The sequence below is a fragment of the Kitasatospora sp. NPDC032757 genome (genome assembly GCF_055579305.1).
In genome coordinates, this window is the sequence record NZ_JBVINN010000013.1 from 115,114 (window position 1) to 139,736 (window position 24,623).

The 24,623-nt window shown below is 73.2% G+C and carries 22 protein-coding genes; 8 read left to right on the forward strand and 14 right to left on the reverse strand.

Annotation, left to right across the window (positions count from 1 at the left end):
* Positions 1 to 48: 48 nt before the first annotated feature.
* Positions 49 to 1,137 (reverse strand): sugar ABC transporter substrate-binding protein, encoded by a 1,089-nt coding sequence (locus tag ACZ5WK_RS17560; RefSeq protein ID WP_465548309.1) that lies wholly within the window; start codon positions 1,135 to 1,137, stop codon positions 49 to 51.
* Positions 1,138 to 1,464: 327 nt separating this feature from the next.
* On the opposite strand from ACZ5WK_RS17560, the gene ACZ5WK_RS17565 reads away from it, so the two are divergent.
* Positions 1,465 to 1,947 (forward strand): peroxiredoxin, encoded by a 483-nt coding sequence (locus tag ACZ5WK_RS17565; protein ID WP_405359475.1) that lies wholly within the window; start codon positions 1,465 to 1,467, stop codon positions 1,945 to 1,947.
* A gap of 172 nt (positions 1,948 to 2,119) precedes the next feature.
* On the opposite strand, the gene ACZ5WK_RS17570 is transcribed toward ACZ5WK_RS17565, so the two are convergent.
* From ACZ5WK_RS17570 to ACZ5WK_RS17600, 7 genes are all read right to left on the reverse strand, one after another.
* Positions 2,120 to 3,787: a purple acid phosphatase family protein gene (locus ACZ5WK_RS17570; protein ID WP_465548310.1), complete on the reverse strand. Its 1,668-nt coding sequence runs from the start codon at positions 3,785 to 3,787 to the stop codon at positions 2,120 to 2,122.
* Between the two features lie 230 nt (positions 3,788 to 4,017).
* Positions 4,018 to 4,269: a hypothetical protein gene (locus ACZ5WK_RS17575; protein ID WP_148645711.1), complete on the reverse strand. Its 252-nt coding sequence runs from the start codon at positions 4,267 to 4,269 to the stop codon at positions 4,018 to 4,020.
* Between the two features lie 198 nt (positions 4,270 to 4,467).
* Positions 4,468 to 4,878 carry a (2Fe-2S) ferredoxin domain-containing protein gene (locus ACZ5WK_RS17580; protein WP_396319187.1) on the reverse strand — a complete coding sequence of 137 codons (411 nt, stop codon included), beginning with the start codon at positions 4,876 to 4,878 and terminating at the stop codon, positions 4,468 to 4,470.
* 6 nt (positions 4,879 to 4,884) lie between these two features.
* Positions 4,885 to 5,058, reverse strand: coding sequence for a hypothetical protein (locus tag ACZ5WK_RS17585; protein WP_465548311.1), 174 nt, complete (start codon positions 5,056 to 5,058; stop codon positions 4,885 to 4,887).
* A gap of 59 nt (positions 5,059 to 5,117) precedes the next feature.
* On the reverse strand, positions 5,118 to 7,157 hold the full coding sequence (locus ACZ5WK_RS17590; RefSeq protein ID WP_465548312.1) for a serine/threonine protein kinase: 2,040 nt from the start codon (positions 7,155 to 7,157) through the stop codon (positions 5,118 to 5,120).
* Between the two features lie 19 nt (positions 7,158 to 7,176).
* Complete coding sequence (locus ACZ5WK_RS17595; RefSeq protein WP_465548313.1) at positions 7,177 to 7,818, reverse strand: TetR/AcrR family transcriptional regulator; 642 nt, start codon at positions 7,816 to 7,818, stop codon at positions 7,177 to 7,179.
* 135 nt (positions 7,819 to 7,953) lie between these two features.
* A complete protein-coding gene (locus ACZ5WK_RS17600) occupies positions 7,954 to 9,609 on the reverse strand; it encodes an FAD-binding dehydrogenase (protein WP_465548314.1) in 1,656 nt (551 codons plus the stop codon).
* Positions 9,610 to 9,932: 323 nt separating this feature from the next.
* Here ACZ5WK_RS17600 and ACZ5WK_RS17605 point away from each other — a divergent pair, with 323 nt between their 5' ends.
* On the forward strand, positions 9,933 to 10,886 hold the full coding sequence (locus ACZ5WK_RS17605) for an SGNH/GDSL hydrolase family protein (protein WP_465548315.1): 954 nt from the start codon (positions 9,933 to 9,935) through the stop codon (positions 10,884 to 10,886).
* 72 nt (positions 10,887 to 10,958) lie between these two features.
* Here ACZ5WK_RS17605 and ACZ5WK_RS17610 read toward each other — a convergent pair whose 3' ends face one another.
* The 3 genes from ACZ5WK_RS17610 to ACZ5WK_RS17620 all read right to left on the reverse strand — a co-directional run bounded on the left by ACZ5WK_RS17610 (position 10,959) and on the right by ACZ5WK_RS17620 (position 14,568).
* The gene (locus ACZ5WK_RS17610) at positions 10,959 to 13,388 is read right to left on the reverse strand and encodes an endonuclease/exonuclease/phosphatase family protein (protein ID WP_465548316.1); all 2,430 of its coding nucleotides are present in this window, start codon (positions 13,386 to 13,388) and stop codon (positions 10,959 to 10,961) included.
* Positions 13,389 to 14,072: 684 nt separating this feature from the next.
* Positions 14,073 to 14,348: a hypothetical protein gene (locus tag ACZ5WK_RS17615; protein WP_465548317.1), complete on the reverse strand. Its 276-nt coding sequence runs from the start codon at positions 14,346 to 14,348 to the stop codon at positions 14,073 to 14,075.
* A gap of 37 nt (positions 14,349 to 14,385) precedes the next feature.
* Positions 14,386 to 14,568 carry a hypothetical protein gene (locus tag ACZ5WK_RS17620; RefSeq protein WP_465548318.1) on the reverse strand — a complete coding sequence of 61 codons (183 nt, stop codon included), beginning with the start codon at positions 14,566 to 14,568 and terminating at the stop codon, positions 14,386 to 14,388.
* A 359-nt stretch (positions 14,569 to 14,927) separates the two neighbouring features.
* Between ACZ5WK_RS17620 and ACZ5WK_RS17625 the strand changes: the two genes are divergently transcribed.
* Entirely contained in the window at positions 14,928 to 15,914 is a 987-nt protein-coding gene (locus ACZ5WK_RS17625) for a TrmB family transcriptional regulator (RefSeq protein ID WP_465548319.1), read from the forward strand.
* 183 nt (positions 15,915 to 16,097) lie between these two features.
* On the opposite strand, the gene nicT is transcribed toward ACZ5WK_RS17625, so the two are convergent.
* The gene (nicT, locus tag ACZ5WK_RS17630) at positions 16,098 to 17,219 is read right to left on the reverse strand and encodes a Nickel transporter NicT (protein WP_396319197.1); all 1,122 of its coding nucleotides are present in this window, start codon (positions 17,217 to 17,219) and stop codon (positions 16,098 to 16,100) included.
* Between the two features lie 303 nt (positions 17,220 to 17,522).
* Here nicT and ACZ5WK_RS17635 point away from each other — a divergent pair, with 303 nt between their 5' ends.
* The 3 genes from ACZ5WK_RS17635 (at position 17,523) to ACZ5WK_RS17645 (ending at position 21,444) form a co-directional block, all read left to right on the forward strand.
* The gene (locus tag ACZ5WK_RS17635; RefSeq protein ID WP_465548320.1) at positions 17,523 to 18,485 is read left to right on the forward strand and encodes a hydrolase; all 963 of its coding nucleotides are present in this window, start codon (positions 17,523 to 17,525) and stop codon (positions 18,483 to 18,485) included.
* A gap of 253 nt (positions 18,486 to 18,738) precedes the next feature.
* Positions 18,739 to 20,601, forward strand: a complete 1,863-nt coding sequence (locus ACZ5WK_RS17640) for a CocE/NonD family hydrolase (protein WP_465548321.1) — start codon at positions 18,739 to 18,741, stop codon at positions 20,599 to 20,601.
* A gap of 132 nt (positions 20,602 to 20,733) precedes the next feature.
* Positions 20,734 to 21,444: an aspartate/glutamate racemase family protein gene (locus ACZ5WK_RS17645; RefSeq protein ID WP_465548322.1), complete on the forward strand. Its 711-nt coding sequence runs from the start codon at positions 20,734 to 20,736 to the stop codon at positions 21,442 to 21,444.
* A 46-nt stretch (positions 21,445 to 21,490) separates the two neighbouring features.
* Here ACZ5WK_RS17645 and ACZ5WK_RS17650 read toward each other — a convergent pair whose 3' ends face one another.
* Both ACZ5WK_RS17650 and ACZ5WK_RS17655 read right to left on the reverse strand, forming a co-directional pair.
* Positions 21,491 to 22,720, reverse strand: coding sequence for a hypothetical protein (locus ACZ5WK_RS17650; RefSeq protein WP_465548323.1), 1,230 nt, complete (start codon positions 22,718 to 22,720; stop codon positions 21,491 to 21,493).
* Complete coding sequence (locus ACZ5WK_RS17655) at positions 22,710 to 23,291, reverse strand: SigE family RNA polymerase sigma factor (protein ID WP_465548324.1); 582 nt, start codon at positions 23,289 to 23,291, stop codon at positions 22,710 to 22,712. The genes ACZ5WK_RS17650 and ACZ5WK_RS17655 overlap by 11 nt, the downstream gene beginning before the upstream one ends.
* A gap of 225 nt (positions 23,292 to 23,516) precedes the next feature.
* Between ACZ5WK_RS17655 and ACZ5WK_RS17660 the strand changes: the two genes are divergently transcribed.
* The gene (locus tag ACZ5WK_RS17660; protein ID WP_465548325.1) at positions 23,517 to 23,726 is read left to right on the forward strand and encodes a hypothetical protein; all 210 of its coding nucleotides are present in this window, start codon (positions 23,517 to 23,519) and stop codon (positions 23,724 to 23,726) included.
* Positions 23,723 to 24,307 carry a DUF3885 domain-containing protein gene (locus ACZ5WK_RS17665; RefSeq protein WP_465548326.1) on the forward strand — a complete coding sequence of 195 codons (585 nt, stop codon included), beginning with the start codon at positions 23,723 to 23,725 and terminating at the stop codon, positions 24,305 to 24,307. The genes ACZ5WK_RS17660 and ACZ5WK_RS17665 overlap by 4 nt, the downstream gene beginning before the upstream one ends.
* Positions 24,308 to 24,623: the final 316 nt, after the last annotated feature.

The window sequence follows — 24,623 nt, forward strand, 5'->3', positions numbered from 1 at the left end:
ACTGCCTGCCTGCCTGCCTGCCCGCCTGCCTGCCTGCCCGCCTGCCCGCTACTTGACGCCGGCCGCCGCGCAGGCGTCCGCGTACTGCGGGGTGCAGATCTCGGTGGCCTTGTACAGGCCGCCGCCGACCACCGTGGCCTGCACCTTCGCCTTGGTCACCACGATCGGGGTGAGCAGCAGCGCGGGAATGCGCAGCCCGCCGCTGTCGACCGCCGCACTGGCGGAGGAGCTGATGTCCATGCCCTTCAGCAGCTGGACGGCGATGCTCCCCGCGGCGTCCGTCTCCGGCTTGTACGGCTTGTAGATGGTGTAGGCCTGCTCGCCCGAGATCACCCGGCGCACCGCGTCGAGGGAGGCGTCCTGGCCGCCGACCGGGACGTTCCTGATCCCGGCCGCCTTCAGCGCCTCGATGACGGAGGCGGCCATGCCGTCGTTGGCGGCGTACACGGCCTGGAAGCCGTCCTTGCCGAGGGTGCGGATGGCCTCGTTCATCTTCGCCGTGGCCACCTCCGGCTTCCACTCGCCGGACTGCTCGTAGACGATCTTCTTGACCTTCTCGTCGAGCGCCCGGTGCGCGCCGGCCTTGAACATCGCCGCGTTGGGGTCGGACTCGGCGCCGTTGATCATCACGACCGAGGCGGCGGAGGCCTTCGGGCCGAGCGCCTCCAGCAGGGCCTGGCCCTGGATCTCGCCGGTGCGCTGGTTGTCGAAGGAGACGTACGCGGCGACCTTGCCCTCGGCCAGCCGGTCGTAGGCGATGACCTTCGCGCCCTTGGCGGCGGCGGCCTCGACCCAGGGAGCGGTGACCTTGGCGTTCACCGGGTCGAGCAGGATGACCTTGACGCCCTTGGCCAGCAGGTCGTCGAACTGCTGCTTCTGGGCGCCCTCGTTGCCGTCCGCGTTGGCGTAGTCGACGACGCACCCGGTGCACAGCGACCCGACCGTGGACTCGATCAACGGCTTGTCGAAGGCCTCGTACCGGGTGGAGGACGTCTTCTCGGGCAGCAGCAGACCGACGGTCGTGCTCCCCACACCGTCGGACCGGGTTCCTCCGTCGCTCTGGCCGCAGGCTGCGAGGGCGAAGGCCAGCGACACGGCTGCCGTGCCTGCGGCCGCGCGACGGGTCGTTCTCTTCATGGTGGGGCGTGCCTCCTGACTGCGCCGCGGCGTTGCGGCAGAGGACGGAGTCAATCCCCGACTGGCACTCCCGTCAATAACTGAATGGACAACTCGTTATCCAGCTGCTCGATTCGTTATGAAGTGAAGATTGTGCGGACATCGGCGCAGACAGTGACGATGGTGGTCACGACACCGCCACCCTCATGCGTCAACTCTTCAACAGGGAAAGGCCATCGGGGCGGAATTCACGGACCTCGGGAGGCCGCCGGCCGGGCCGTCTTCCCGGCGCCGGCCGGACATAGGGTGGGCGCGACCGCGCCGCCGCTAGCGAAGGACGAGACGACGATGGCGAAACCACCCGAGGTGGGCGCCCCCGCGCCCGAGTTCACCCTGCCCGGACTCCTGCTGGACGAGCAGAGCGGCACCGCCGAGCGCCGCGAGTACCGGCTCGCCGAGGCGAAGGGCAGCCCGCTGGTGCTGGTCTTCTACCCGGGCGACGACACCCCGGTCTGCACGAAGCAGCTCTGCTCGTACAGCTCCGACCTGGACCGGTTCCGCGGGCTCGGCGCCACCGTGTGGGGCATCAGCCCCCAGGGGCTGGACAGCCACGAGCAGTTCGCCCGCAAGCACCGCCTCGGTTTCCCGCTGCTCGCCGACCCGGAGCGGACGGTGGTCCGCGCGTACGGCATCGCGGTGCCCGGGCTCGGGCTGCGCCGGTCGGTGTTCGTCCTGGACGGCGACGGCACGGTCCGCTGGAAGCACGTCGCCCTGGCCGGGCTGACCTTCCAGCACAGCGACACCCTCGCGGAGCAGCTGGCCTCCCTCTGATCCACCGGCGGGGACGCGCGAGCGGTTGGTCCGCCGACCCTGATCCACCGGCGGGGACGCGCGAGCGGTTGGTCCGCCGACGCCGATCCGCCGGTGGTGATCCGCTCACGCGGATACGCCGGTGGCCCGGCCGGGGGCTCCCGGCCGGGCCACCGGAGCGGCTCCGGGCTGCCTACCAGCCCCAGCCGCCGCCCTCGCCGTCGTCGTCGGTCTTGCTGTCCCAGCCCTCGCCGACCTTGCGCAGGATGGTGTAGTGGTCGACCTGCGTGCCGTTCTCGGCCAGCGCGGTCACCTTCATGGACGACTTCTGGCCCAGGTGGGCCGGGGTGACGTCGACCTTGATGAAGGAGTAGCCGGTGTAGCGGACCCGGGACCACTCGACCTTCTCGGGCACCTTCACCCCGCCCTTGGCGAAGTGGAAGGTGTCCACCGAGTCGAGGCGGTGCTCGTGGCCCTCGTAGGTGTCGGGGGCGTCGAAGCTGTACAGGCTGCGGCCGGCCGCGCCCGCCGTCACGTAGACGACGCCGTCGGTGGCGGGCTCGATGGTGGCGCCGCTCGGCACCGCCTTGGAGACCTTGTTGCCGAGGATCGCGTCGGTGCGCTCGTAGACGTGGTTGTGACCGTTGATCACCAGGTCCACCCGGTACTTCTCGAACAGCGGCACCCACGCCTCGCGGACCCCGCCCTCGGAGGCGTGCGCGACCGTGGTGGAGAAGGCGCAGTGGTGGAAGAAGACCACGACGAAGTCGATGGTCTCGTCGTCCCGCAGGTCCTTCAGGGTCCGCTGCAGCCACTTGGTCTGCTTGCCCGCCGAGATGCCCAGGTTGGCCGGGATCTCGTAGGAGACGTCGTTGGCGTCCAGCGAGATGACGCCGATGTTCTTGTAGCGGAAGGAGTAGACGCCGGGGACGGTACGCGGGTCCGGGCCGTTGTCCGGCAGGTAGAAGCGGTTGTTCTCGCCGCCGTAGCCGTTGGCCGAGTACCAGGCCTCCATGTCGTGGTTGCCGTAGGAGACCATCCACGGCACCTTCGACGCCACCGTCTCGGTCTGCGCCAGGAAGGCGTCCCAGGTCTTGGCGTCGTACCGCGCCTTGTCGGGGTCCGTGCCGGAGCCGGCCGGGTCGGCGTAGCAGATGTCGCCGGCGTGCAGGTGGAAGGCCGGGTTCTGGGCCAGGATGACGTGGTCGTTGCCGGCCGCGTGCGCGCTGACGCCCTGGTCGCCGAAGGCGGTGAAGGTGAACGGCTCGTACACCTTGCCCCAGCGGTGGTCGCGCGAGGGCGCGGTGCGGAAGGTGCTGAGGGTGGAGATCGCCTGCTGCGAGGCGGGGTCGAAGCCCTGGTGGCCGACACCGTAGTAGTAGGTGGTGTCGGGCTGGAGGTCCTCCAGCGCCACGTGCAGGTAGTACTGGTCCACCGGCTGGCCGGTCGGGGTCAGCGCGGGGGTGTGCAGGGCGCGCACCTCGGCCTGGACCTTCTGGCTGAGGTCCCACGGGTGCCGGCCGTAGCGCAGGAACGGCTTCTTCACCGGGGCCGGGACCTGCCAGGAGACCCGGAACTGGGTGTCCGGCTCGGGGCCGAAGGCGAGGTGACGGCCGATCGGGGCGACCAGCGATCCGTCGACGCCGTCGGCCGTGCCGCCCGTCAGCAGCTGCGGGGAGGCCGGCGCGGCGGTCGCGGTGCCGCTGCCCAGCGCACCGCCCACCGCCAGCGCGCCGACGGTGACGGCACCGGCACGCAGCATCCGGCGGCGGGAGAAGCGGGCCCGCAGGTACTCGTGCTGCTCGGCCATGCTCATGCGGTCGGCGAGCTTCGCGGGCACGCCCATGTTGGGGATATCCATGGGCGGGACTCTTCCAGCGGTGTGTAGACCGCACACGGACGCGCGGTGAACGGGCACCGGCGTGCCGGTCAGTCGAACGCCAATGTTCGACCATGCTTCGGCAAAGCCTCGGTGCGTGTGCTGACCGGCCGGGATCATCCCTCCCGGCCCGGTCCCTGACGCACCCGCACGTGCCGGCCGTTCAGCTCGTCACGCCGTCAGCCCGGCCGGGCGGTCACGCCGTCAGCCGGTCAGGAGGCCTCGTCCCAGGTGGAGGGGGCGCGGTTGCCGGTGCCGTCGCAGGTGCGGCAGATCTCGTCGCGGTAGGCGTGTTTGGCGCCGGCCGCGTCGACCCGGTAGCGGACGTAGACGCCGGTGCCGTCACAGAGGAAGCAGTTGCCGCCCCCGCCGCCGACCTCGGTGGTGCCGGTGCCCTGGCAGGTGCGGCAGCTGAGCCCGGCGGTACGGCCGGTGCCCGCGCAGATACGGCAGACCGTGGTCACGTGATTCCTCCCAAGCCGGGGCGCCCCAGGAAATGGTAGTGCCCCGGCCAACCGCGCGGACCGCCCCGGAACCGGCCCGCGACCAGCCGGCGGCCGGCACGGGCCGGCCCGCGATCAGCACCGGGTGTCCCACGGCCGGCAGCGGCCCGCCCGCGTCCGGCGCCGGACGGCCCGCCGTCCGTACAACGCAGCACCGGCTCAGCCCGGCAGGCCGTCCCGCACCCGGCGGGAGACGCTGATCTGCTGGAGGTCGAGCAGCCCGGGCGGCTCGGCGAGGCCGGGGCCGCCGGCGTGCACCCACTCGGCCACCTCCTCGACCATGTCGTCCGCCAGCACCCAGCCCAGCCAGACCGGGCGGCCGCCCGCCGCGCGGCCCTCGCTGGACGGGCCGACCACCACGACGTTGGAGTGCGCGCACGCGTCCAGACACTTGACGGCCCGGACCTTGCCCGCCGCGCCGACCGCCTCGCGCAGCCGCTCGTACTGGCCGGCGTGGTCGACGCCGGGGTGCTTCTCCTGGGTGCCGCAGCAGCAGCCCCGGCAGACGGTGACGGTCACCGGGGCGGCCGGCCCCTTCGTCCCGGCACGCTCACGGTCCCGACGGCTCATCGCCTCTCACCCCTCCTCGTTCGGCAGGGCCCGTTGCCGCGCCCGTTCGCGCGGCAACCGCAGGCCGTTGCGGCCGACGATCACGGTGGAGCCCTCGTGCCCGGCGACGCCGAGCGGCAACGGCAGCGTACCTGCCACGTCCCGGGCCGCCGGCACGGTGCCGAACGCCCGGGCGGTCACCGGGCGGCCCCCCGCACCCGGCGGCCGGCGCCGGGCCGCCGCCCGACCGGCTCGACGGCTCAGGGGATCCGCCACTGCTGGTACTTGTTGCCCGGGGTGCAGGTGGTCATGGTGACCTGCGCGCCCGCGCCGTTGTCGGTCAGGCAGGTCGACCCCATGTAGTTCTTGAGGTAGTAGGTGCCCGAGGCGCCCGCGCCGACCACGGACCAGCTCTTCATGAAGCTGAACCCCGACGAGAGCAGCACCTTCTGGCTCGACCGGTTCGAGAAGTCGGCGTCCTGGACGAGGGCCGGGCTGCTCAGGTTGCACGGGTAGATCTGGTACCAGCCGCCCGGGTCCGGCGCCGAGCGCACCCAGCCGTAGGCGGTCGTCCCGCCCATGACGGCCGCCGCGCCCGCCGACGGGCTGTCGGTGGCCAGGCCGAGCGCCTGGCCGTCGGCCACGTTGACGATGGCGCCCCAGTTCGCGCCACCGCACCCGGGCGGCACGGTCGGCGTCGGCGGCTTGGAGGCCGGCGGATTGGACGGCGGCTGGTTGGGCGCGGGCGCCGACGGGGCGGGCTGGGTGGGCGCCGGGGCGGGCGGGGGCGGCTGGTTGGGTGCGGGTGCACCCCCGCCACCCGCGTTGCCGCCCCCGGCGCTGCTGCCTCCGCCGCCGCTGCCGCCGCCCGTCTTCGGCGCGGTGCCGCCCGATCCGCCGGAACCACCCGACGACCCGGTGCCGCCCGCCGCCGCCCCGCCACCGGGCTTCGGCGCCGGGGCCACGGGCTGGCCACCGGCGTTCGGAGCCGGCGCCACGGGCTGACCATCGCTGTTCGGCGCCGGGGTGGCCTCGGGCTGCGCCGCCGGCGGCGTGCCCGGCGTCGTCTCCCCCGCCGGTGGCGTGGTCGGGGCCGGCTCGGTCGGCGGCGTGCCGGCCGTCGGCGGGCCGCTGACCGCGGGTGCCGACACCGAGGCAACGGGCTGCCCGCCGGGGGTCTGCGCCTGCGACTGGAACGGCCCCCGCTCGACCAGCAGGACGGTGGCGGCACTCGTGGTGACGACCACCGGGACGACGATCGGCACCAGGAAGCGACGCCATGTCCGGCGCGCGGCGGGCTCGGGGCTGGTCCGGGGCTCCACCCTGGCGACCTCGACGCCTGCGTCGCCGGCCGCCGGGGCCTCGGGGGCGGCCGGGGGGACGGGACGCACGACCGCCGCGACCGGCACCGACCGGTCGCCGACCGCGGCCCGTGCCGCGGCCGCCATGGCGGCCGCGTCGGCGAACCGGTCGCCGGGCTGCTTGGCCAGGGCCCGCGCCACGAACTCCCGAACCTCCCGCGGGAACTCCTCCGGCAGCTCCGGCGCCGGCTGCTGGACGTGTTTGAGAGCGACCTCGACCACGCTCTCGCCGGTGAACGGCGGTGTGCCGGTGAGCAGTTCGTAGCAGACCACGCCGATCGAGTAGAGGTCGGAGGCGGGTGTGACGCCCCCGCCGCCGGCCTGCTCGGGCGCCATGTACAGGGCGGTGCCGATCACCACGTTGGTCGCCGTGAGCGTGGTGCTCACGAGCGCCCGCGCGATGCCGAAGTCCGTCACCGTCACCCGGCCGTCCGCGCCCAGCATCAGGTTGGACGGCTTGACGTCGCGGTGCACGATCTCCTGCTGGTGCGCGGCGTGCAGGGCGTCGAGCGCCGTCGCGAGCAGGCCCAGGGCCTGCTCCGGCGCCATCGGACCGCCCTCGGCGAGGACCTTGTCCAGCGGCCGCCCCTCGACGAGCTCCATCACGATGTAGGCGATCCGCTCGCCCTGGGCGCCGCCCTCGTCCGCGCCACCGCTCTCCCCGTAGTCGTGGACCTCCACGATGCCCGGGTGGCTGATCGCCGCGAGCAGCTGGGCCTCGCGCCGGAACCGCCGGGCGAACGTCCCCTCCTCCAGCAGCCCCGCGTGCAGGACCTTGACCGCGACCTGCCGCCCCAGTATTCGGTCGTCGGCGCGCCAGACGGCACCCATGCCCCCGCCGCCGATCCACTCGGTCAGTCTGTAGCGACCTCCGAGTACGGCCCCCCGACCAGTCATAACCTGCCCTCTCGCGAATCCCCGCCCCGACGGGTCGTCCATGACTCAGCTCGTCCTGCCATCAGTCTTCCCCACCCTCGGCCCCGTCGGCACCGGTCGTGCCGGGCCGGTCGGGCCGCAGCGAACGCCAGATGCTCTCCGGCAGGATCCGCGCGACCTCACCGAGGTCCAACTCGTAGGTGTCGGACAGCCAGCGGCGGGCCGCCTCCGCGACCGGTCCCATCACCAGGACCTCGACCAGCGGGCCGGGGACGGGCAGGATCTCGCCCCGCTCCATCCGGGGCTGCATCCAGGCGCCGATCACCGCCAGCTTGGCCGTCTTGGCGGCCTTGATCTGCTCGGCCCGGGCGGCGAGGTAACCGGAGTAGGCGGAGGCGTGCAGGAAGAGGGCGGCGTCCCGGTGCTCCTCGGTGAAGCGCAGATAGGCCTGGACGAGCGCCCGCACCCCGGTGCGCGCGGTACGGCTGCGCTGCAGCGCGACGATCATCTCGTCGAACAGCTGCTCCATGCACCGGATGTAGAGCGCGGCGGCCAGGCCGTCGAAGCTCCCGAAGTGGTGGTAGAGGCTGCCCGGGCTGACCCTGCTCGCCGCGGTGACCGCGGTGACCGTGAACCCCTGCTGGCCCGCCTGCGCGTACACCCGCAACGCACTGGTCAACAGCAACTCCACGGTGGCCTCACCCCGCTGCTGCTTGGGGGGCATGTCCGCCTCCGCTCGACCCGTCACACCACGGCCTCGACCGCCAACTCGGCCAGCATAGAGCAGAACTGGAGAATTTATCTAGAACGGAACTCCACTTCTGACGCTGCGTCTGGCGGGCCCCGGCCCCCTGGAGCCCTACGCCGTCGCGGCCGCCGCCGCCCGGCCCGCCGTGCGGCCGGAGAAGAGGCAGCCACCGAGGAACGTCCCCTCCAGGGAGCGGTAGCCGTGGACGCCGCCACCGCCGAAGCCGGCCGCCTCACCCGCCGCGTAGACGCCGTCCAGCACCTCGCCGCCGGGCCGCAGCACCCGGGCGGAGAGGTCGGTCTCCAGCCCGCCGAGCGACTTGCGGGTCAGGATGCTCAGGCGGACGGCGATCAGCGGCGCGGCGGCCGGGTCGAGCAGGCGGTGCGGCGCGGCGGTGCGGATCAGCTTGTCGCCCAGGTAGCGGCGGGCGCCGTGGATGGCGGTGATCTGGAGGTCCTTGGCGTACGGGTTGGCGAGCTGCCGGTCCCGGGCCTCGACGGTGCGGCGCAGCTCGTCGGGGTCGATCAGCGCCTCGCGGGTCTTGGCGTTCATGCCGCGCACGAGGTCGGGCAGGTTGCCGGCGACCACGAAGTCGGGGCCGTGCCGCAGGTGGGCCCGGACGGGGCCGGGGGCTCCGGGCAGGGCGCGGCCGAGGACGCCGCGCAGGGAGCGCCCGGTGAGGTCGGGGTTCTGCTCGGAGCCGGAGAGGGTGAACTCCTTCTCGATGATCTTCTGGCTGAGCACGAACCAGGTGTGGTCGTACCCGGTGGAGCGGAGGTGTTCGAGGGTGCCGAGGGTGTCGAAGCCGGGGAAGAGCGGGACGGGCAGCCGGTGCCCGCGCGCGTCCAGCCAGAGGGAGGAGGGGCCGGGCAGGATGCGGATGCCGTGCCGGGCCCAGATCGGGTCCCAGTTCTCGATGCCCTCGGTGTAGTGCCACATCCGGTCGCCGTTGATGAGGTTGCCGCCGGCCTCGCCGGTGATGCCGAGCATCAGTCCGTCGACGTGGGCGGGGACGCCGGAGAGCATCCGGTCGGGCGGGGTGCCGAGCCGGGCGGGCCAGGCCTTGCGGACCAGGTCGTGGTTGCCGCCGATGCCGCCGGAGGTGACGATCACGGCCTGGGCGCGCAGCTCGAAGGAGCCGGCCACCTCGCGCGAACTGGCCTCGCCGCGGGCCACCGCACTGGGCACCAGCACCTCGCCGGTCACCGTGTCGGTGACCCCGGCGTTCGCCGCGAGCCCGGTGACCCGGTGGCGGAAGCGCAGGTCGACCAGTCCGCGCGCGGCCGCCTCCCGGACCCGGCGGACGAAGGGTTCGAGCAGGCCGGGTCCGGTGCCCCAGGTGATGTGGAAGCGGGGCACGGAGTTTCCGGGCCCGTCGGCGAGCAGCCCGCCGCGTTCGGCCCAGCCGACGACGGGGAAGAACCGCACGCCCATCCCGTGCAGCCAGGCCCGCTTCTCACCGGCCGCGAAGTCGAGGTACGCCTCGGCCCAGCGGCGCGGCCAGGCGTCCTCGGGGCGGTCGAAGCCCGCGGTGCCGAGCCAGTCCTGCCGGGCGAGCGCGTGGGAGTCGCGGATCCGCATCCGGCGCTGCTCGGGCGAGTCGACGAGGAACAGACCGCCGAAGGACCAGTGCGCCTGGCCGCCGAGGGAGGCCGCGGGCTCCTGGTCGAGCAGGATCACCTTCCGTCCGGCGTCGGCGAGTTCGGCGGTCGCGGCAAGGCCCGCCAGTCCGGCTCCGATGACGATGACGTCGGCGTCCAGGGCCATACGGGGTCCTCCATCGGTGCTCCGGCGGTGCGCGTGCGCCCGATACTGCGGCCTGTGACGGGGAGCGTCAACCGGTCGGTAACACGCGCCGACGGGGTCGGGACGGTGACAAGCAGCAGCGCGAATTCCGCTCCGGGTCGTTTCGGAAATACCTTCGATACGCACTGGAGCGTAATTCGGAAATACTTCTGACGGTTTTTCGGAAATTTCCGCGCAATGTCTGGACGCATGCGAAACCTGACAGTAACTTACTTGTGAGTAGTAGCTGTGGCCCGGCTCGCACGACCCCCACCCACCGTCGTTTCTCTCCCCCAGGAGGAACCGTGCTCCGCCCTGCCCGGAAACTCCCCACCCCCCGCGAAACCCGGCCGGCCCGGAAGTCCGCCCTGCTCGGCGCCGCCGCGCTGGGCGCCGCGCTCGCCCTGACCTCGACCAGCGCACAGGCCGCCACCCCCGCGCCCCACCACTACGTGGCGCTCGGCGACTCCTACGCCGCCGGCGCCGGCGTGCCCGGCCAGTCCGCCGGCCTCTGCCTGCGGTCGGACCGCAACTACGGCCACCTGGTGGCCGCCGCCCTCAAGGCCGGCGCGTACACCGACGTCACCTGCGCCGCCGCCAAGGTGAAGGCGATGACGCAGCCGCAGTACGACGCCTTCATCCGGGTCAACGACCCCCAGCTGGACGCCGTCACCGCCGACACCGACCTGGTGACCCTCGGCATCGGCGGCAACGACCTCGGCGCCACCGACCTCGGCCTCGGCGAGCTGGTCGGCGTCTGCATCGCCGGCGCGGTGGTCAACCCGCTCGGCACGCCCTGCAAGGACGTCTTCCACCACGGCTACTGGGACTGGTCCAGCTGGTCCTGGCAGTACGGCAACGACGACCTGGCCGACCGGATCGCCACCGCCAGGCCGCAGATCGCCGACACCCTGAAGAGCATCCACAGCAAGGCCCCCAAGGCCAAGGTGCTGCTGGTGGGCTACCCCTCCGTGCTGCCCGCCGACGGCTCGAAGTGCTTCCTCCGCCAGCCCGTCACCGCCGGTGACGTCGAGTACATGTACGGCATCCTCGGCCGGCTGAACGCCATGCTGAAGTCCACCGCGGCCGCCAACGGCGCCACCTACGTGGACACCGCCACCCCGACCGCCGGCCACGACGTCTGCTCGGACGACCGCTGGATCGAGGGTGCGCTGCCCGGCTCCCCGGCCGTCCCGTTCCACCCGAACGCCACCGGCGAGAAGGTGATGGCGGACGCGGTGCTCGCCGCACTGCGCTGACACAGCCGCGGAAAGCCCCGAGGGGGCGGTGACCGGACCCCGGTCACCGCCCCCTCGGTCATGCCGCGGGCACTACGGCTTGATGCGGACGACCTGCGGGTCGTGGTCGCTCGCCTGCCGGGCGAACTCGCTGTTGATGTGCACCACGTCGTACTTGGCGTACCCGACCTCGGGGCTGACCAGAATGTGGTCCAGCACCTGCGAGTTGCCCTGGTAGACGTACGAGTACTGCTCCTTCTCCGGCAGCTCGTTCACCAGGTCGCGCAGCACGCCGTCCTTGGTGACCGCGGCGAGCGCGGGCGAGAACTGGTAGTCGTTGAAGTCGCCGAGCGAGACCACCTTGGCCTCCTTGTCAGCGGCCAGCAGCTTGGCGACGAAGGCCTGCTCGACGGTGGCCTGCTTGATCCGCTGCTCCTCGGAGCTGCGGGTCGGAGCCTGGAACCGGCTGTCGATGCCCTGGTCGCCGCCCTTGCTGTTGAAGTGGTTGGCGATGACGAAGACCTTCTTGCCGCGGAAGGAGAACTGGCCCACCAGCGGCTTGCGGCTGTTGGCCCAGGCCTCGTTGGCCGGGTCGATCCGGCCCGGCGAGGCGGTCAGCGCGGTGGCCGCGCCGGTGCCGGCCACGTCCACCGCGGAGGTCGTGGAGCCGCCGGGGATGTCGGTGAAGGAGACCCGCTGCGGGTTGAAGAGGAAGACCTGGCGGATGTTGCCGCCGGGCTCGCCGCCGTCCTTGCCGTTCTCCGGGTCGATCGAGCGCCAGTCGTACGCGGGGCCGCCGGCCGCCTTGATCGCGGCGATGAACTTGGCCACCGTCACGCTCGCGTCCACCGTGCCGTCGTTGGCGGCCCCGTTGTTGTCCTGGATCTCCTCCAGGGCGACGACGTCGGGCGAGCGCAGGTTGGTGACGACGGCCTGGGCCAGCTCGGCGAACTTGGAGTCCGGGTTGCCGGGGGCCAGGTTCTCCACGTTGTAGGTGGCGACGGTGAGTTCGCGGTCCGTGGCCGGGGCGGTCACCTCGCGCTGGAGGTGGTTGTCCTGGAGCGCGCCGAGGGCGCCCGCCACCAGGGTGTAGCCGCCGAACTGGTTGTAGTCCAGCGGGCCGCTGGTGGTGCCGGTCAGTACGTCTCCGACGTTGGCGACCGGGAACGGCTGCCGGCTGACGGGCGCCTGCTGCTGCACCATCAGGCGGCCGACGTTGGGCTCGGCGTACGACTCGTAGAGCACGCCGCCGCGCTGGCTCTTCTGGTCCTGCTTGTCGGCGGCGACCCAGAGCTCGTTGTACTTGTCGGTCGCCTGGACCACGCGGACGTCCTTGACCTCGACGAGCATGCCCTCCAGCGACTCGTAGAAGTCGAGGGTGTACTTCTCGGGGTTCAGCGGGAGCGACTCGATGGTGCCGCCGGCCGGGGCCTGCGGGGTGTAGGTGCCGGGGATGTTACGGGTGTCCACGACGACCGGCGCCGGCAGCGGGTTGCCGGAGGAGACCACGGTGACGGCCGGGTTGGTCAGCTGGGTCAGCGACTGCGAGCCGCCGTTGTAGCTCGGGTAGTACTCCGTCACCTTGCCGGTGACCAGCACCGAGTCGCCGACCTTGACGGCCGGGGTGGCGCTGCCGGTGTAGACGAAGATGCCCTCGCTGGTGGCCTGGTCGGCGTCCGGGTTCGGGTCCTGGATCCAGAAGCCCTTGGAGCCGTAGCCGCGCACGCCGGTGACGATGCCGGGCACGCCGGCGACGGTCTTGCCGGTCCGGGTGGAGAGGCGGGTGGTGCCCTGGATGTCGTGGATCCGGACGGTGCCCGGCTCGGTCGGCCCGGTCGGGGTGGTGCCCTCGGCGACCTCGCCCTTGCTGTTGGTCGGGGTGGGAGCGCCGGCGGCGAGGTCGGCCGCGTTGTCGTCGGTGTCGGCGAGGCCGGCCCGGCGGGCCACCGAGGCGGTGTTGGAGGCGCCGGCGGCGGAGGCCGAGCCCTCGTGGACCACGGCGGTGCCGAAGCCCGCCAGGTCGCGCACGCGCGGGTCGGCGGCGCAGTCGGCGGCGGTCTTGCAGGTCAGCGGGTCTGTGCCGCGGACCAGGGCGACGGTGCCGCTGGTGCCGGAGAGGGCCAGCGAGCCGGCCGCGTCCGGGGTGGGCAGGTCGACGGTGCCGGCGGCGCCCGCCGCCTCGCCGACCAGGTAGCGCCCGCCGGGGGCGATCGCGCCGGTCAGCGGGGTGACCCCCCACTGGGTGCTGGCCCCGGGGGTGCCGGATATGTACTGGACGCTCCAGCCGTCCAGGCCGAAGGCGGCGCCGCCCTTGTTGGCCAGCTCGACGAAGTCGTTCTTCAGCGTGGCGCCGGAGTTGCCACCGCCGCCGTACACCTCGGCGATCACCGCGTCGGCCGAGGGCGCGGCCACGGCGGCCGGGAGCGGGACGAGCACCAGCGAGGCGGCCAGGCCGGCCGGCAGGAGGGTGGCACGGAGCAGCGCGCGGCGCGAGCGGGTGCGGGGAGCGGGGGACGTGGTCACCTGGGCGGGACTCCTTGGTCTGCCGTGGGCGCACGGCGGCACGGCAACGGGGGCGGCACGTTCGCCCGGCGGACATGGGGCCGCCGGGCCGTGAGGGTGGGTCAGAGAGTGGGTGGGGCAGGCGCACACCGTGCGCTACTCGCGTAGAAAAAGGCACGGGAGTCGAGAAGCGCCCCCGCAGCGCTCAAGATACGCGCGTAGAAAATGACGCGACAAGTCCCCGGTGGTGAACTTTCGGCACCACCGGCCGCCCTGACGCCCGCACAGCGGCGGGCCCGCAGGCCGGGAAAGTCCCCCGGCCTGCGGACCCGCCGCACCGAACCCCGCCCGGCCGACGCCGTCCGACCCCCGTTTGCCAGCCGCCGGAGCCGATCTCGGTGCGGGAGCTCAGGCCATTGCCGGTGCCCTTGCCGAGGCAGGGCCTTCCGGTCTGCCCCGGGTCCGAATCCCACCGCCGCGAGGTCACCGATGCCGCCGGCGGTGCGGACCGGTGGCGGCGCGGCCGCCCTCTTCGCGCGCCCGTCGGGCCTCTCCGACGCCTGCCGCCCGCCGGCCCGGAGGAACCCCACCCGTGGCCGGATCGCCGGAAAAGGACGGCCTGCGGAATTCCGGCCCGCCGGGAGGGTTTCGGCCGGGACGATTTCGGCGGGCGGCTTTCGGCCGGGACGATTTCGGCCGGCGACTTCAGCCGGCGACGGACACGCGCCAGGACTGGAAAGCCGGGGAGCACGAGAGGGCCGCGGAACACATGGCCAGCGAATGGGCGGGAGCGTCGTCGCCGCTCCCCCCGCTGGTGAAGACGACGAGGTCGATCGAGTCCCGGCCGGCCCTCGACTGGACGTGCTCCAGGCCGCCGCCGGGATCGGCATGGGCCCAGAGCACGTCCTTCAGGACGTGGGCGTCCGCATCGGTCAACAGCTGCCGGTCGGGGCTTGTGAGGGTCAGGCGGACGATGTGCATCGGGGTCGGTTCAAGGGTCCGGCGCCGACGGCGTCGGTCACTTGAAGTCGTCCCAGCTGATGCTGCCCGGGTCGGTCGGGCCGCCGCTGCCGGCGCCGCCCGCCGCGGACACGCCCGGAGCCGCGGCCGGCGCCGCGGAGGTGGTGGCGGCCGGCAGAGCGAGCGTGGCCACCGTTGCCGCAGCCGCGAGGACACCGAGAACGCGAGCGGTGATCCGCATGGAAACAACCCCCTGTGTGATGGTTCGTCAGTCTGTTCGTCCGCCGGGCCTCGAGCGGACGGCGGTCTGGTCCCCGCCGCCCCACCGGCTGCGGGGCCCGGCGCCCCCGCAGCTCGGCGATTCACATCCTGCTGGTCCGGACCAGCACCCCGGAAGACCTTCCCCGAGGCATCATCCGGCCAGGCAGCATGTCGCCACCCCACCCACCCCACCCACCCCGTCCGCCCACTCCGCCCGCTCCGCCCGCTCCGCCCCACCGATGCATCGTCAGATCGCCTTGCACACACATGTGCGAACTGTGAGAATCATGCAGGCGGCCATCTCGGCCGGGCCGCCCATCGCCGAGTCCGGGGGGAAGCGTGCTCGAGGCACTGGGACTGGACCCGACGGCGGAAGCTGTCTACGCAGCCATGCTGGCCGAGCCCGGGTGCCGGGTCGCCGACCTGTGCCACCGGCTCGCCCTCTCCGAGACCGCCGTCCGGGAGGCCCTCGACCAGCTCGCGGACCTGACGCTGCTGCGCCCCTCCCAGGAGGTCCTCGGCGCCCTGCGCCCGGTCAATCCGGCGGTCGGCCTGGAGGCCGTGATCCGCCGCCAGGAGAACGACCTCGCCCGCCGCCAGCAGGAGCTGGTCGCCAGCAAGGCCGCCGTCGCCCAGGCCGTCGCCGCCTACGCGGACCTCCTGCCCAACACCACCTCGGAGGCCACCGAGCGGCTGGTCGGGATGGACGCGATCCAGGTCAAGCTCGAAACGCTGGCGCGCGACCTGCAGGAGGAGTTCCTCGCCGCGATCTCGGGCGGAGCGCAGTCCCAGGCCAGCATGGACGCCGCCCGTCCGCTCGACCAGGACGCGCTGGCGCGCGGCGTCGTCATGCGGACGCTCTACCAGGACAGCGTCCGCAACGACCAGGCCACCCACGCGTACGCGCAGTGGCTCACCGGGCTCGGCGGCCAGGTCCGGACGGCGCCGCTGCTGCCGCCGCGGCTGCTGGTGTTCGACCGCCACACCGCCGTCGTCCCGATCGACCCGACCCGGACCAGGTTCGGGGCGCTCTGCACCAGCGAGCCGGGGCTGGTCGCCTCGCTCGTCGCCCTGTTCGAACAGGCCTGGGCCACCGCCGTGCCGCTCGGCGACGACCAGCCCACCCACCTCGACACCGGCCTCACCCCGGCCGAGAGCGACCTGCTCCGGCTGCTCGGGACGGGCCTGACCGACGAGGCCGCCGGCAAGCGGCTCGGGATCTCGGTCCGCACCGTCCGCCGCCAGATGTCCGCCCTGATGGAGCGGCTCGACGCCACCAGCCGGTTCGAGGCCGGCCTCAAGGCTGCGCAGCGCGGCTGGCTGTAGCCGGGCGCCGCCCCCGCTCCGCCGCATCCCGTCCGGAAGCCGCCACGGCCGTTCCGGCACCCGCGGCGTCCCCCCGGCACGCCGCGTCCGCCGCGGAAACGGCGGAGGGCCCGCCGGCCCGGGGTTCACCGGGCCGGCGGGCCCTCGTCGCGCCGCGCAGGACCTACTCTCGCCGCGCAGGACCTAGTCGGACTCGGTGGCCGCCGCGGCCAGCCCCGCCGACCACTTCTCCTCGACCTTGCCGAGCTTCCAGTACGCGATGGCCGCCGCCCAGGTGAGCACGAACAGGGCGACGATGGCGTACCCGACGAGGTTGAGGTCCAGCTCGCCGATCCAGGCGACCGGCCCGCTGGTGATGTCCAGCTTCTCCCCGAGCAGCCCGATCAGCTCGATCGAGCCGATGACCAGCGCGACCAGCACCGAGAGGCCGGTGACGGTCAGGTTGTAGTAGATCTTCCGGACCGGCTTGGAGAACGCCCACTCGTAGGCGAAGTTCATGAACGAGCCGTCGATGGTGTCCAGCAGGCTCATGCCCGCCGCGAACAGGACCGGCAGCACCAGCAGGGCGTACCAGGGCAGCTGGAAGGCCGCCGCACCGCCGGCCAGGACCAGCAGCGAGACCTCGGTCGCGGTGTCGAAGCCGAGGCCGAAGAGCAGTCCGACCGGGTACATGTGCCACGGCTTGGTGACGGCCCTGGTCACCCGGCCCAGGATGCGGTTCATGAAGCCGCGCTTCTCCAGCTGCGCCTCCAGCTCGGCCTCGTCGTACTCGCCCTCCCGCATCTTGCGGAACACCTTGAGGATGCCGTTGAAGGCGCCCAGGTTGATCAGGCCGAGCAGGAGCAGGAACGTTCCGGAGACGGTGACGCCGATCAGGCCGGTGGCCTCGTGCAGGGTGGAGTCGTCCGTCTCGACCTGCCCGGCGAGGGACTTGATCCCGAAGGCCAGCAGCGCGCAGAGGCCGAAGACGATCGACGAGTGGCCCAGCGAGAACCAGAAGCCGACCGAGAGCGGGCGCTTGCCCTGGCCCATCAGCTTGCGGGTGGTGTTGTCGATGGCCGCGATGTGGTCCGCGTCGAAGGCGTGCCGCATGCCGAGGGTGTAGGCGGTGAGGCCCATGCCGGCGCCGAACACCTGCCCGCCGACGTCGTAGTGCTCGGGCGCGATGACCGCGAGCAGGGTGAACCAGCCGATCACGTGCAGAGCGAGGATGAAGCCGCCCATGCCGGCCAGGCGGATCCACTCCTCACGGGTGAGCCGGTCGCGCCATCTGACGGCGGTGGCACCTGCGGCGGGGCTGGACATCGTGTCGTCCTTTCGGGGGAACGTGCGGAGCTGGGCCATCTTTCCCCCGGAAGTGAAGTACTTGCAAGTCATGCGCAATTACGGGTGCGCGGCGAACGAATGCAAAGAGGCGCGCGAGGGGGGCGCGCCAGGCTGCGGGGGGTGCGACCGGGAAAGGCGCACACCCTCCCAGAGATCGTCATGCACCGTACAAATATCCGTAACCTCCCAAGCCTTTCACCACCCCGTCTACGCGCGGATACTCAAGTTCTACGCGCGAATAATCGGGCGCCGAACCCTCAACTCCCCACGGAGGAACGGCATATGATCCGCATTCGAACGGCCGCCGCCCTGGCCGTCCCGGCCCTCCTCGTGGCCGGCCTCACGGGCCTCGCCCCCACCGCCTCGGCCACCCCCACCGCCGTCGCCACCACCTCGACCACGGCCGCCGTCAGTGCGACCCCCCACCGCGTGCTGTTCGACAACAGCAAGGCCGAGACCGCGGGCAACGCCGACTGGATCATCTCCAGCGCCCAGCCGGACCCGCTGGCCCAGAACGCCAACCCCACCACCGAGAAGAGCTGGACGGGCGCCCTCTCCGCCTGGGGCGTCGCCCTCCAGAAGACCGGCCAGTACAGCCTCAAGACCCTCCCGGCCGGCTCCACCATCAGCTACGGCACCGGTGCCGCGCTCGACCTGGCCAACTTCGACACCTTCGTGATCCCCGAGCCGAACATCCGGTTCAGCTCGGCCGAGAAGGCCGCCCTGATGCGCTTCGTCCAGAACGGCGGCGGGCTCTTCCTCATCTCCGACCACACCCAGAGCGACCGCAACAACGACGGCTGGGACTCCCCCGCGATCATCAACGACCTGCTCACCAACAACGGGGTGAACAACAACGACCCCTTCGGGTTCTCGGTCGACCTGCTCAACATCACCACCGACAACCCGCGCGCCGCCGGCTCCGCCACCGACCCCGTCCTGCACGGCCCCTTCGGCACCGTCACCGGCTCGATCCTGCGCAATGGCACCACCTTCACCCTCAAGCCGGCCGACAACCCCACGGTCAAGGGCCTGGTCTACCGGACCGGCTCCAGCGGCAACACCGGCGCGTTCTTCGTCACCAGCACCTACGGCAGCGGCCGGGTCGCCATCTGGGGCGACAGCTCGCCCATCGACGACGGCACCGGCCAGAGCGGCAACAAGCTGTTCAACGGCTGGGACGACCCGGCCGGCACCGACGCCGCCCTCGCCCTGAACGCCACCTCCTGGCTCAGCAAGGCGTGACGACGGGGCCGACCCCGGTCGACCGGGCGGCGCCGGTGGGCCGGGCGGCGCCGGCCGACCGGGCGGCTCCGGCAGACCCGGGAACCCCGGCTCACCAGGAAATCGGCGGCATCCTCCCCTAGGGTCGGAATGCTGACGCCTGCGGCGCGGGCGGGCCACCCGGCCCGCCCCGCACCGTGGCCCGCCGAGCGGGAACCCCGCCCCACCCGGGCGCCCGCCGACCCGGGACTCCCGGGACCCGATGGGAGCGGCCATGCCCTCGTACCCCTACCGCACCCTCCGGGAGGACGTACGCGTCCCCCTGCCCGACGGAACCGAGCTGTACGCCCGTCTCTGGCGCCCGGTGACCGACGACCCCGTGCCCGCGCTGCTGGAGTACTCCACCGGGCGCCTCACCGACTGGACCGCCACCGACGACGCCCGCCGCCACCCCTGGTACGCCGGCCACGGCTACGCCTGCGTCCGGGTCGACCGGCGCGGCCACGGCAACTCCGGCGGCGCACCCGATGACGCCACCGAACTCGCCGACGGGGCCGCCGTCCTCGCCTGGATCGCCGACCGTCCCTGGTCCAGCGGCCGGACCGGCCTGCTCGGCACCGGCCCCGCCGCCGCCACCGCCCTGCGGCTCGCCGCCCACGCCCCCGACGCCGTCCACGCCGTCGTCGCCGCCTGCCCCGAGACCGGCCTGCGCCCCGGCGGTGCCGTCCCCGCCGCCGACCTGCACACCCGTGCCACCGCCCACCTCGCCGACGCGGCCCGCCCGCCCGACCCGCAGTACCTGGGCGACGACTGGCGGCCCCGGTGGCAGGAACGGCTCGCCGCCCTGGAACCCGCCCTCCCCGGTTGGATCGCCGACGCCCCGCCCGACGACCCGCCCGGCACCGCCACCGTCCCCACCCTCGCCGTCGCCGGCTGGGGCGACCCGTCCTGCACGCTGCTGCTGCGCCTGCTCTCCTCCGGCCCCGTCCCGGTCCGTGCCGTCCTCGGCCCCTGGCCGCACGGCCTGCCCGACGAGATCCTCCCCGAGACGCTCCGCTGGTGGGACCACTGGCTCCGGGACATCGACACCGGCGCCCTCAAGACCCCCGTCCTGCGCAGCTGGATCAGCACCCGCTGGACCGGCGAGGAGGCCTGGCCCTCCCCCGACGTCCGCGACATCCACTACGGCCTCGACGGGCCGCTGCGCACCGCCGGCACCGCCTCCGACGACCGCTACGTCCCCGTCCGCTCCCCCCAGCACACCGGCCTCAACGCCGGCGCGTACATCCCGCTCGGCCGCCCCGCCGACCGGGCGCCGGACCAGCGGGAGGAGGACGGACGCTCCGTCTGCTTCGACTCCCAGCCGCTGCCCGAACCGCTCGAACTGCTCGGCGCCCCGTCCCTGCGGCTGCGGCTGCGCCCCTCGGCCGTCGCGGGCCTGGTCGTCGCCCGCCTCTGCGACGTCGCCCCCGACGGCACCTCCACCCTGGTCACCCGGGGCGCCCTCGTCACCTCCCCGGAAACGCCGGACGTCACCGTCGAGCTGGCCGCCGCCGGCCACACCGTCCCGCCCGGCCACCGCCTCAGGCTCGCCCTCTCCTCCACCTACTGGCCGTGGCTCTGGCCCGATCCCGAGCCCGCCGGCTTCGGCCTCGACCCCTCCCACAGCACCCTGACCCTCCCCGTCCGCCACCTCGCCGCCGACTCCGGCGCCGCGCCCGTCACGTTCGCCTCGCCCACCCTCCCGCTCCCGCCGCCCGTGCACACCACCGAGCCGCTCACCGCCCGCCCGGAGCGCCTCACCATCCACGACATCGCCCGCCACGAGTGGCGCACCGAGCTCTCCCCCGCCACCGACGGCACCCGCACCCAGGCGGACGGCCTGGTCCGCGACGAGCACACCGTCACCGCGTACCGCATCCTCAGCGCCACCCCCACCAGCGCCCAGGCCCGCACCGACCTCACCGTCCGCCTCGAACGCCCCGCCATCGGCTGGGACGTCACCCTCCAGACCCGCACCGAACTCCGCTGCACCCCCACCCACTTCCTCGCCCACACCCGCCTGACCGCCCTCGAAGCCGGCGACGTCGTCTTCACCCGCGACTGGCAGCAGCAGATCCCCCGTGGCGCGACGTAGCCCGACCCGCCGGGACAGAGGCGCCGGGCCCCTGTCTGCCCTCCGGCCCGGCTCCCCCGTGCGGGCAGCACAGGAGCGGAAAGCAATCCTTATATCTTTACCGATAATGCCCAGCAATGTTTATATGTGCCCATGAAGACACTGGGCCTGATCGGCGGCATGAGCTGGGAGTCCACCGCCGAGTACTACCGGACGCTCAACCAGCTCACCCGCGAGCGGCTCGGCGGCCTGCACTCCGCCCGGCTGGTGCTCTACTCCGTCGACTTCGCCGCCATCGAACGCCTCCAGGCGCAGGGCCGCTGGACGGAGGCGGGCGAGGTCCTCGCCGATGCGGCGCGCTCGCTGGAGGCGGCCGGCGCCGAGCTGCTGCTGATCTGCACCAACACCATGCACCGGGTCGCCGACCAGGTCGAGGCCGCCGTCTCCGTCCCGCTGCTCCACCTCGCCGACGCGACCGCCGACGCCGTCCGGTCCGCCGGGCTGCGCCGGGTCGGCCTGCTGGGGACGGCGTTCACCATGGAGCAGGACTTCTACCGGGGCCGGCTGGAGGCGAACGGCCTCACCGTCCTCGTCCCCGACGCGGACGGGCGCGCCCTCGTCCACCGGGTGATCTACGAGGAGCTCTGCCTGGGCGTCGTCCGCGAGGAGTCGCGCGCCGGATACCGGCGGGTGATCGAGGAGCTGGTCGCCGCCGGCGCCGAGGGCGTGATCCTCGGCTGCACCGAGATCGAGCTGCTGGTCGGTGAGGAGGACAGCCCCGTGCCGCTCTTCCCGACCGCCCGCCTGCACGCCGAGGCCGCCGTCGAGGCGGCGCTCGGGGACGTGCTCGGGGACGTGCGCTAGCCGGCGCCGCCCTGCTCCCCTGTGACAGGGCGACGCCGACGGCGGGTCAGGACCGCCAGACCGGATCGGTGACGATGGCCTTGAGCTGGTCGAGGCTCAGGGCCGGGGTCCCGGGCCGGGCGGTGTAGCCGTTCTCACCGTTCTGCTCGGAGATCATCACCTGTCGGCCGTCCGCGTAGTACACGGCGGCCGTCCAGTGCAGGACCGGCTGGGTGGCGGTCTTGCCGTTACCGAACTGGTTGACGACGACGGTGCTGCCGTCGGCCCGCTTCTCCCGCACGGCCAGCGGGCCGGCCGAGCCCTCCGACTCGGCGTACCGCTTGTCCTCCCGCCCCCTGGCGCCGGGCGGTCCCACCGACACCGACAGCAGGCTGGCGCGGCCCTCGGAGGTCACCAGCACGTTGGCGGCGCCACCGCCCTTCACCTCGGACTGGGTGGTCCCCGGCGGGAGCAGCGGGACCAGCTTGGCGACCACCTCGGCCACCGACGGGGTCGCTTCGGTGCTCGGCGGGGCGGAGGTCTTCTGCGGCTTGGGTGCGTCGGGCCGCAGCGGCAGCGCGGCGAAGACCTGCTCCCAGGCCGGGGAGGTCAGCAGGGCGGTCAGCTGGTCGGCATCGAGCGGCGGGGCATCCCGGTTGGGCGTGGCAGGCTGACCGTTGTACTCGGTGATGCTGACCCGCCGGCCGTCGGGGGCCGCCCAGGTCGCCCGCCACTCCCGGTGGTCTCCCTCGGGGGGCCTGCTCCGCAGCTTGTCGATCACCACGACGGAGCCGTCCGGGCGCGTCGCGCGGTCGCAGGAGTCCTGTGGCGTGGAGAACGGGTCCATGCAGACCGCGCCCGCCTCGGGCGTCAACTCGGTCCGTTCCACCCTGAAGTAGAAGATGCTCGCCCCCTTGCCGTCGTCGAACAGCAGCGTCGCGCCGGTCCCGTACTCGTGCCCCGGCAGCTTGCCCTCACCGGTGCCGCCCGCGTTCAGCACGGTCACCTTCCCCTCCGGCAGCAGACCGGTGACCAGCGTGACCACCTCGTCGGCGGACATCGACGGCAGCGGCGGGCCGGCCGGACCGGCGTTCACCACACCGCCGCCGAGGGCCGCGACACCGCCCGCGGCGAGCAGCAGCACCGCCAACCCGCCCGCCACCGCGGCCCGCCGGCGCTGCTGCCCACGGCGGCCGCGCCGCTCGGCTCCGGCGGCAAGGGCGGTGTGGCTCACGGGTTCCGGCGCCAACTCGGCCGCGTCGCGCAGGGCCAGGGCGAAGTCGTCTTCAAAGGGCATGGCGAAGCACCGCCTTCTCGGTGGTCGGGTCCTGGGGCGCGCGACCCGCTCCGACGCCCAGGTCGTCGCCGAGCGCGGCGCGCATCCGGGCCAGCGCCCGGCTGCTGCGCGAGCGCACGGCCGTACTGCTCAGCCGCAGCGTCGCGGCCGTCTCCTCGACACTGCGGTCCTCCCAGAACCGCAGCACCAGCACCGCCCGGTCCTGCGCCGGTATCTCGCCGAGCGCCCGCAACAGCGTCAGCCGCAGCGCCGGGTCGGGGCCGTCCACGGCGGTCTCGGGCACGGTGTCGGTGACCCGCTCGGAGCTGCTGCGCTTGCGGCGGTACGACAGGAAGGTGTTGACCAGCACGGTCTGCGCGTACCCACTCGGGTTGTCGAGGCGGGAGACCTTGCGCCACTTCACGAAGATCCGGCCGAGCGCCTCCTGCACGAGGTCCTCGGCGAGGTGGGCGTCGCCGCCGGTGAGCAGGAAGGCGGTGCGCAGGAGGTACCGCCCCCGTGACGCGACGAAGGCCGGGAAGTCGGGCGGCGCCGGCTCTGCCGGGGTGTCCGCGCTCGGTGTTTGACTCATGACCTTCTAACGCCGCTGACCCGCGGTCATGTGGCAGCCCTCGGACGAGAACTTTCACACAGCATGTCCCACGCCGCTCCTGCACCGGGCCGCGCCACCGGATCGGAGGGGGGCACAGGCCCTCCGGAAACGCACGCCACCTGGGGAGCAGGCGTTCTAGACTCCCCGGATGACCGGCGCCCCCTCCGCCTCACCGTCCTCGGCAGCGCCACCCCGTACCCCACCGTGGACGACCCGGTCCACCACACCCCGGAGGAGGCGGGCGACACCGCCCGTGCGGCCGGCGCCGCCCGGCTGATCGTCACGCACGTCGGACGGTCCCTCACCCCGGCGTCGGCGGTGGCACGGGCAGCGGCCCGGTCCGGCGGCCCCGTGGAGTACGCCGCGCCGGGTGCCGGCTTCCCGGTCGGTGCGGCCGAGGGGGCGACGGCGTGAACCTCCCGCAGCTGATCCACGACGCGCAGCCGGAGCTGAGCGGGCTCTGGCACCGCCGGTGGCCCGACAGCCCGCCGATCGGGCACATGGTCAGCGACCCGTACCCGGAGCTCTGGGTGCGTTTCCACAGCCTCCCGGAGTCGAAGCGCTACCCCGACGACGAGGGCGAGTACGCCGTCGTCCTGGAGCGGTACAACACCGTCCTGGACGAGCTGTTCGCCGGGCGGGAGGTCCACGTCGTCACCTCCACGTGGACGACCGGGCCGGACGCACCACGGCACCGGCCGCCCGCCGACCACTGGCAGACGCTGCTCGTGACGGACGATCCCGACCCGGGGTTCCGCACCCACCAGCACCTCTACGTCACCCGGCACGCCTGGCGACCCGGCCGCCTGGACCGGCTGCTGCGCGACGTCGCCGACGACGCGGCCGCCGACGTGCTGATCACCGACACGCAGTCGGAGCGCATCCACCACCCGTACGACGGCGGCGCCGACGTCCTGCTCGCGAGCACCGAGGAGCGCGACCGGCTCCGCGAGCGCCACGCCGGCTGGCTCTCCCGCCACCCGCAGGGGCTCTGACGGTGTGACAGTCCCGGCCGGCCGGGACTGCCACGGCGTGTTGTCGGTGCGGGTGTCCAGCATCCGGGTCGGGGCCATGCCCACGAAGCCAGCCGGGTCGGTGACGCCGTCGGACCAGCCCGACGCCGCCGGCGGGGCGCCGACGGCCGGCGAGACGGCCAGGACGGGCACGGTCAGGGCGAGCGCCGTGAGGGGCGAGGGTGGTCGTGTTGCGGACGGGCATGCTTGGTTCCCCCCAAGTAAGTCCGGTGGTCCGGTGGTTCCGGATGCACCGCTGTTCCTTGGACGTCCGGCCCCGGTCCGGGTTGCAGGTCGG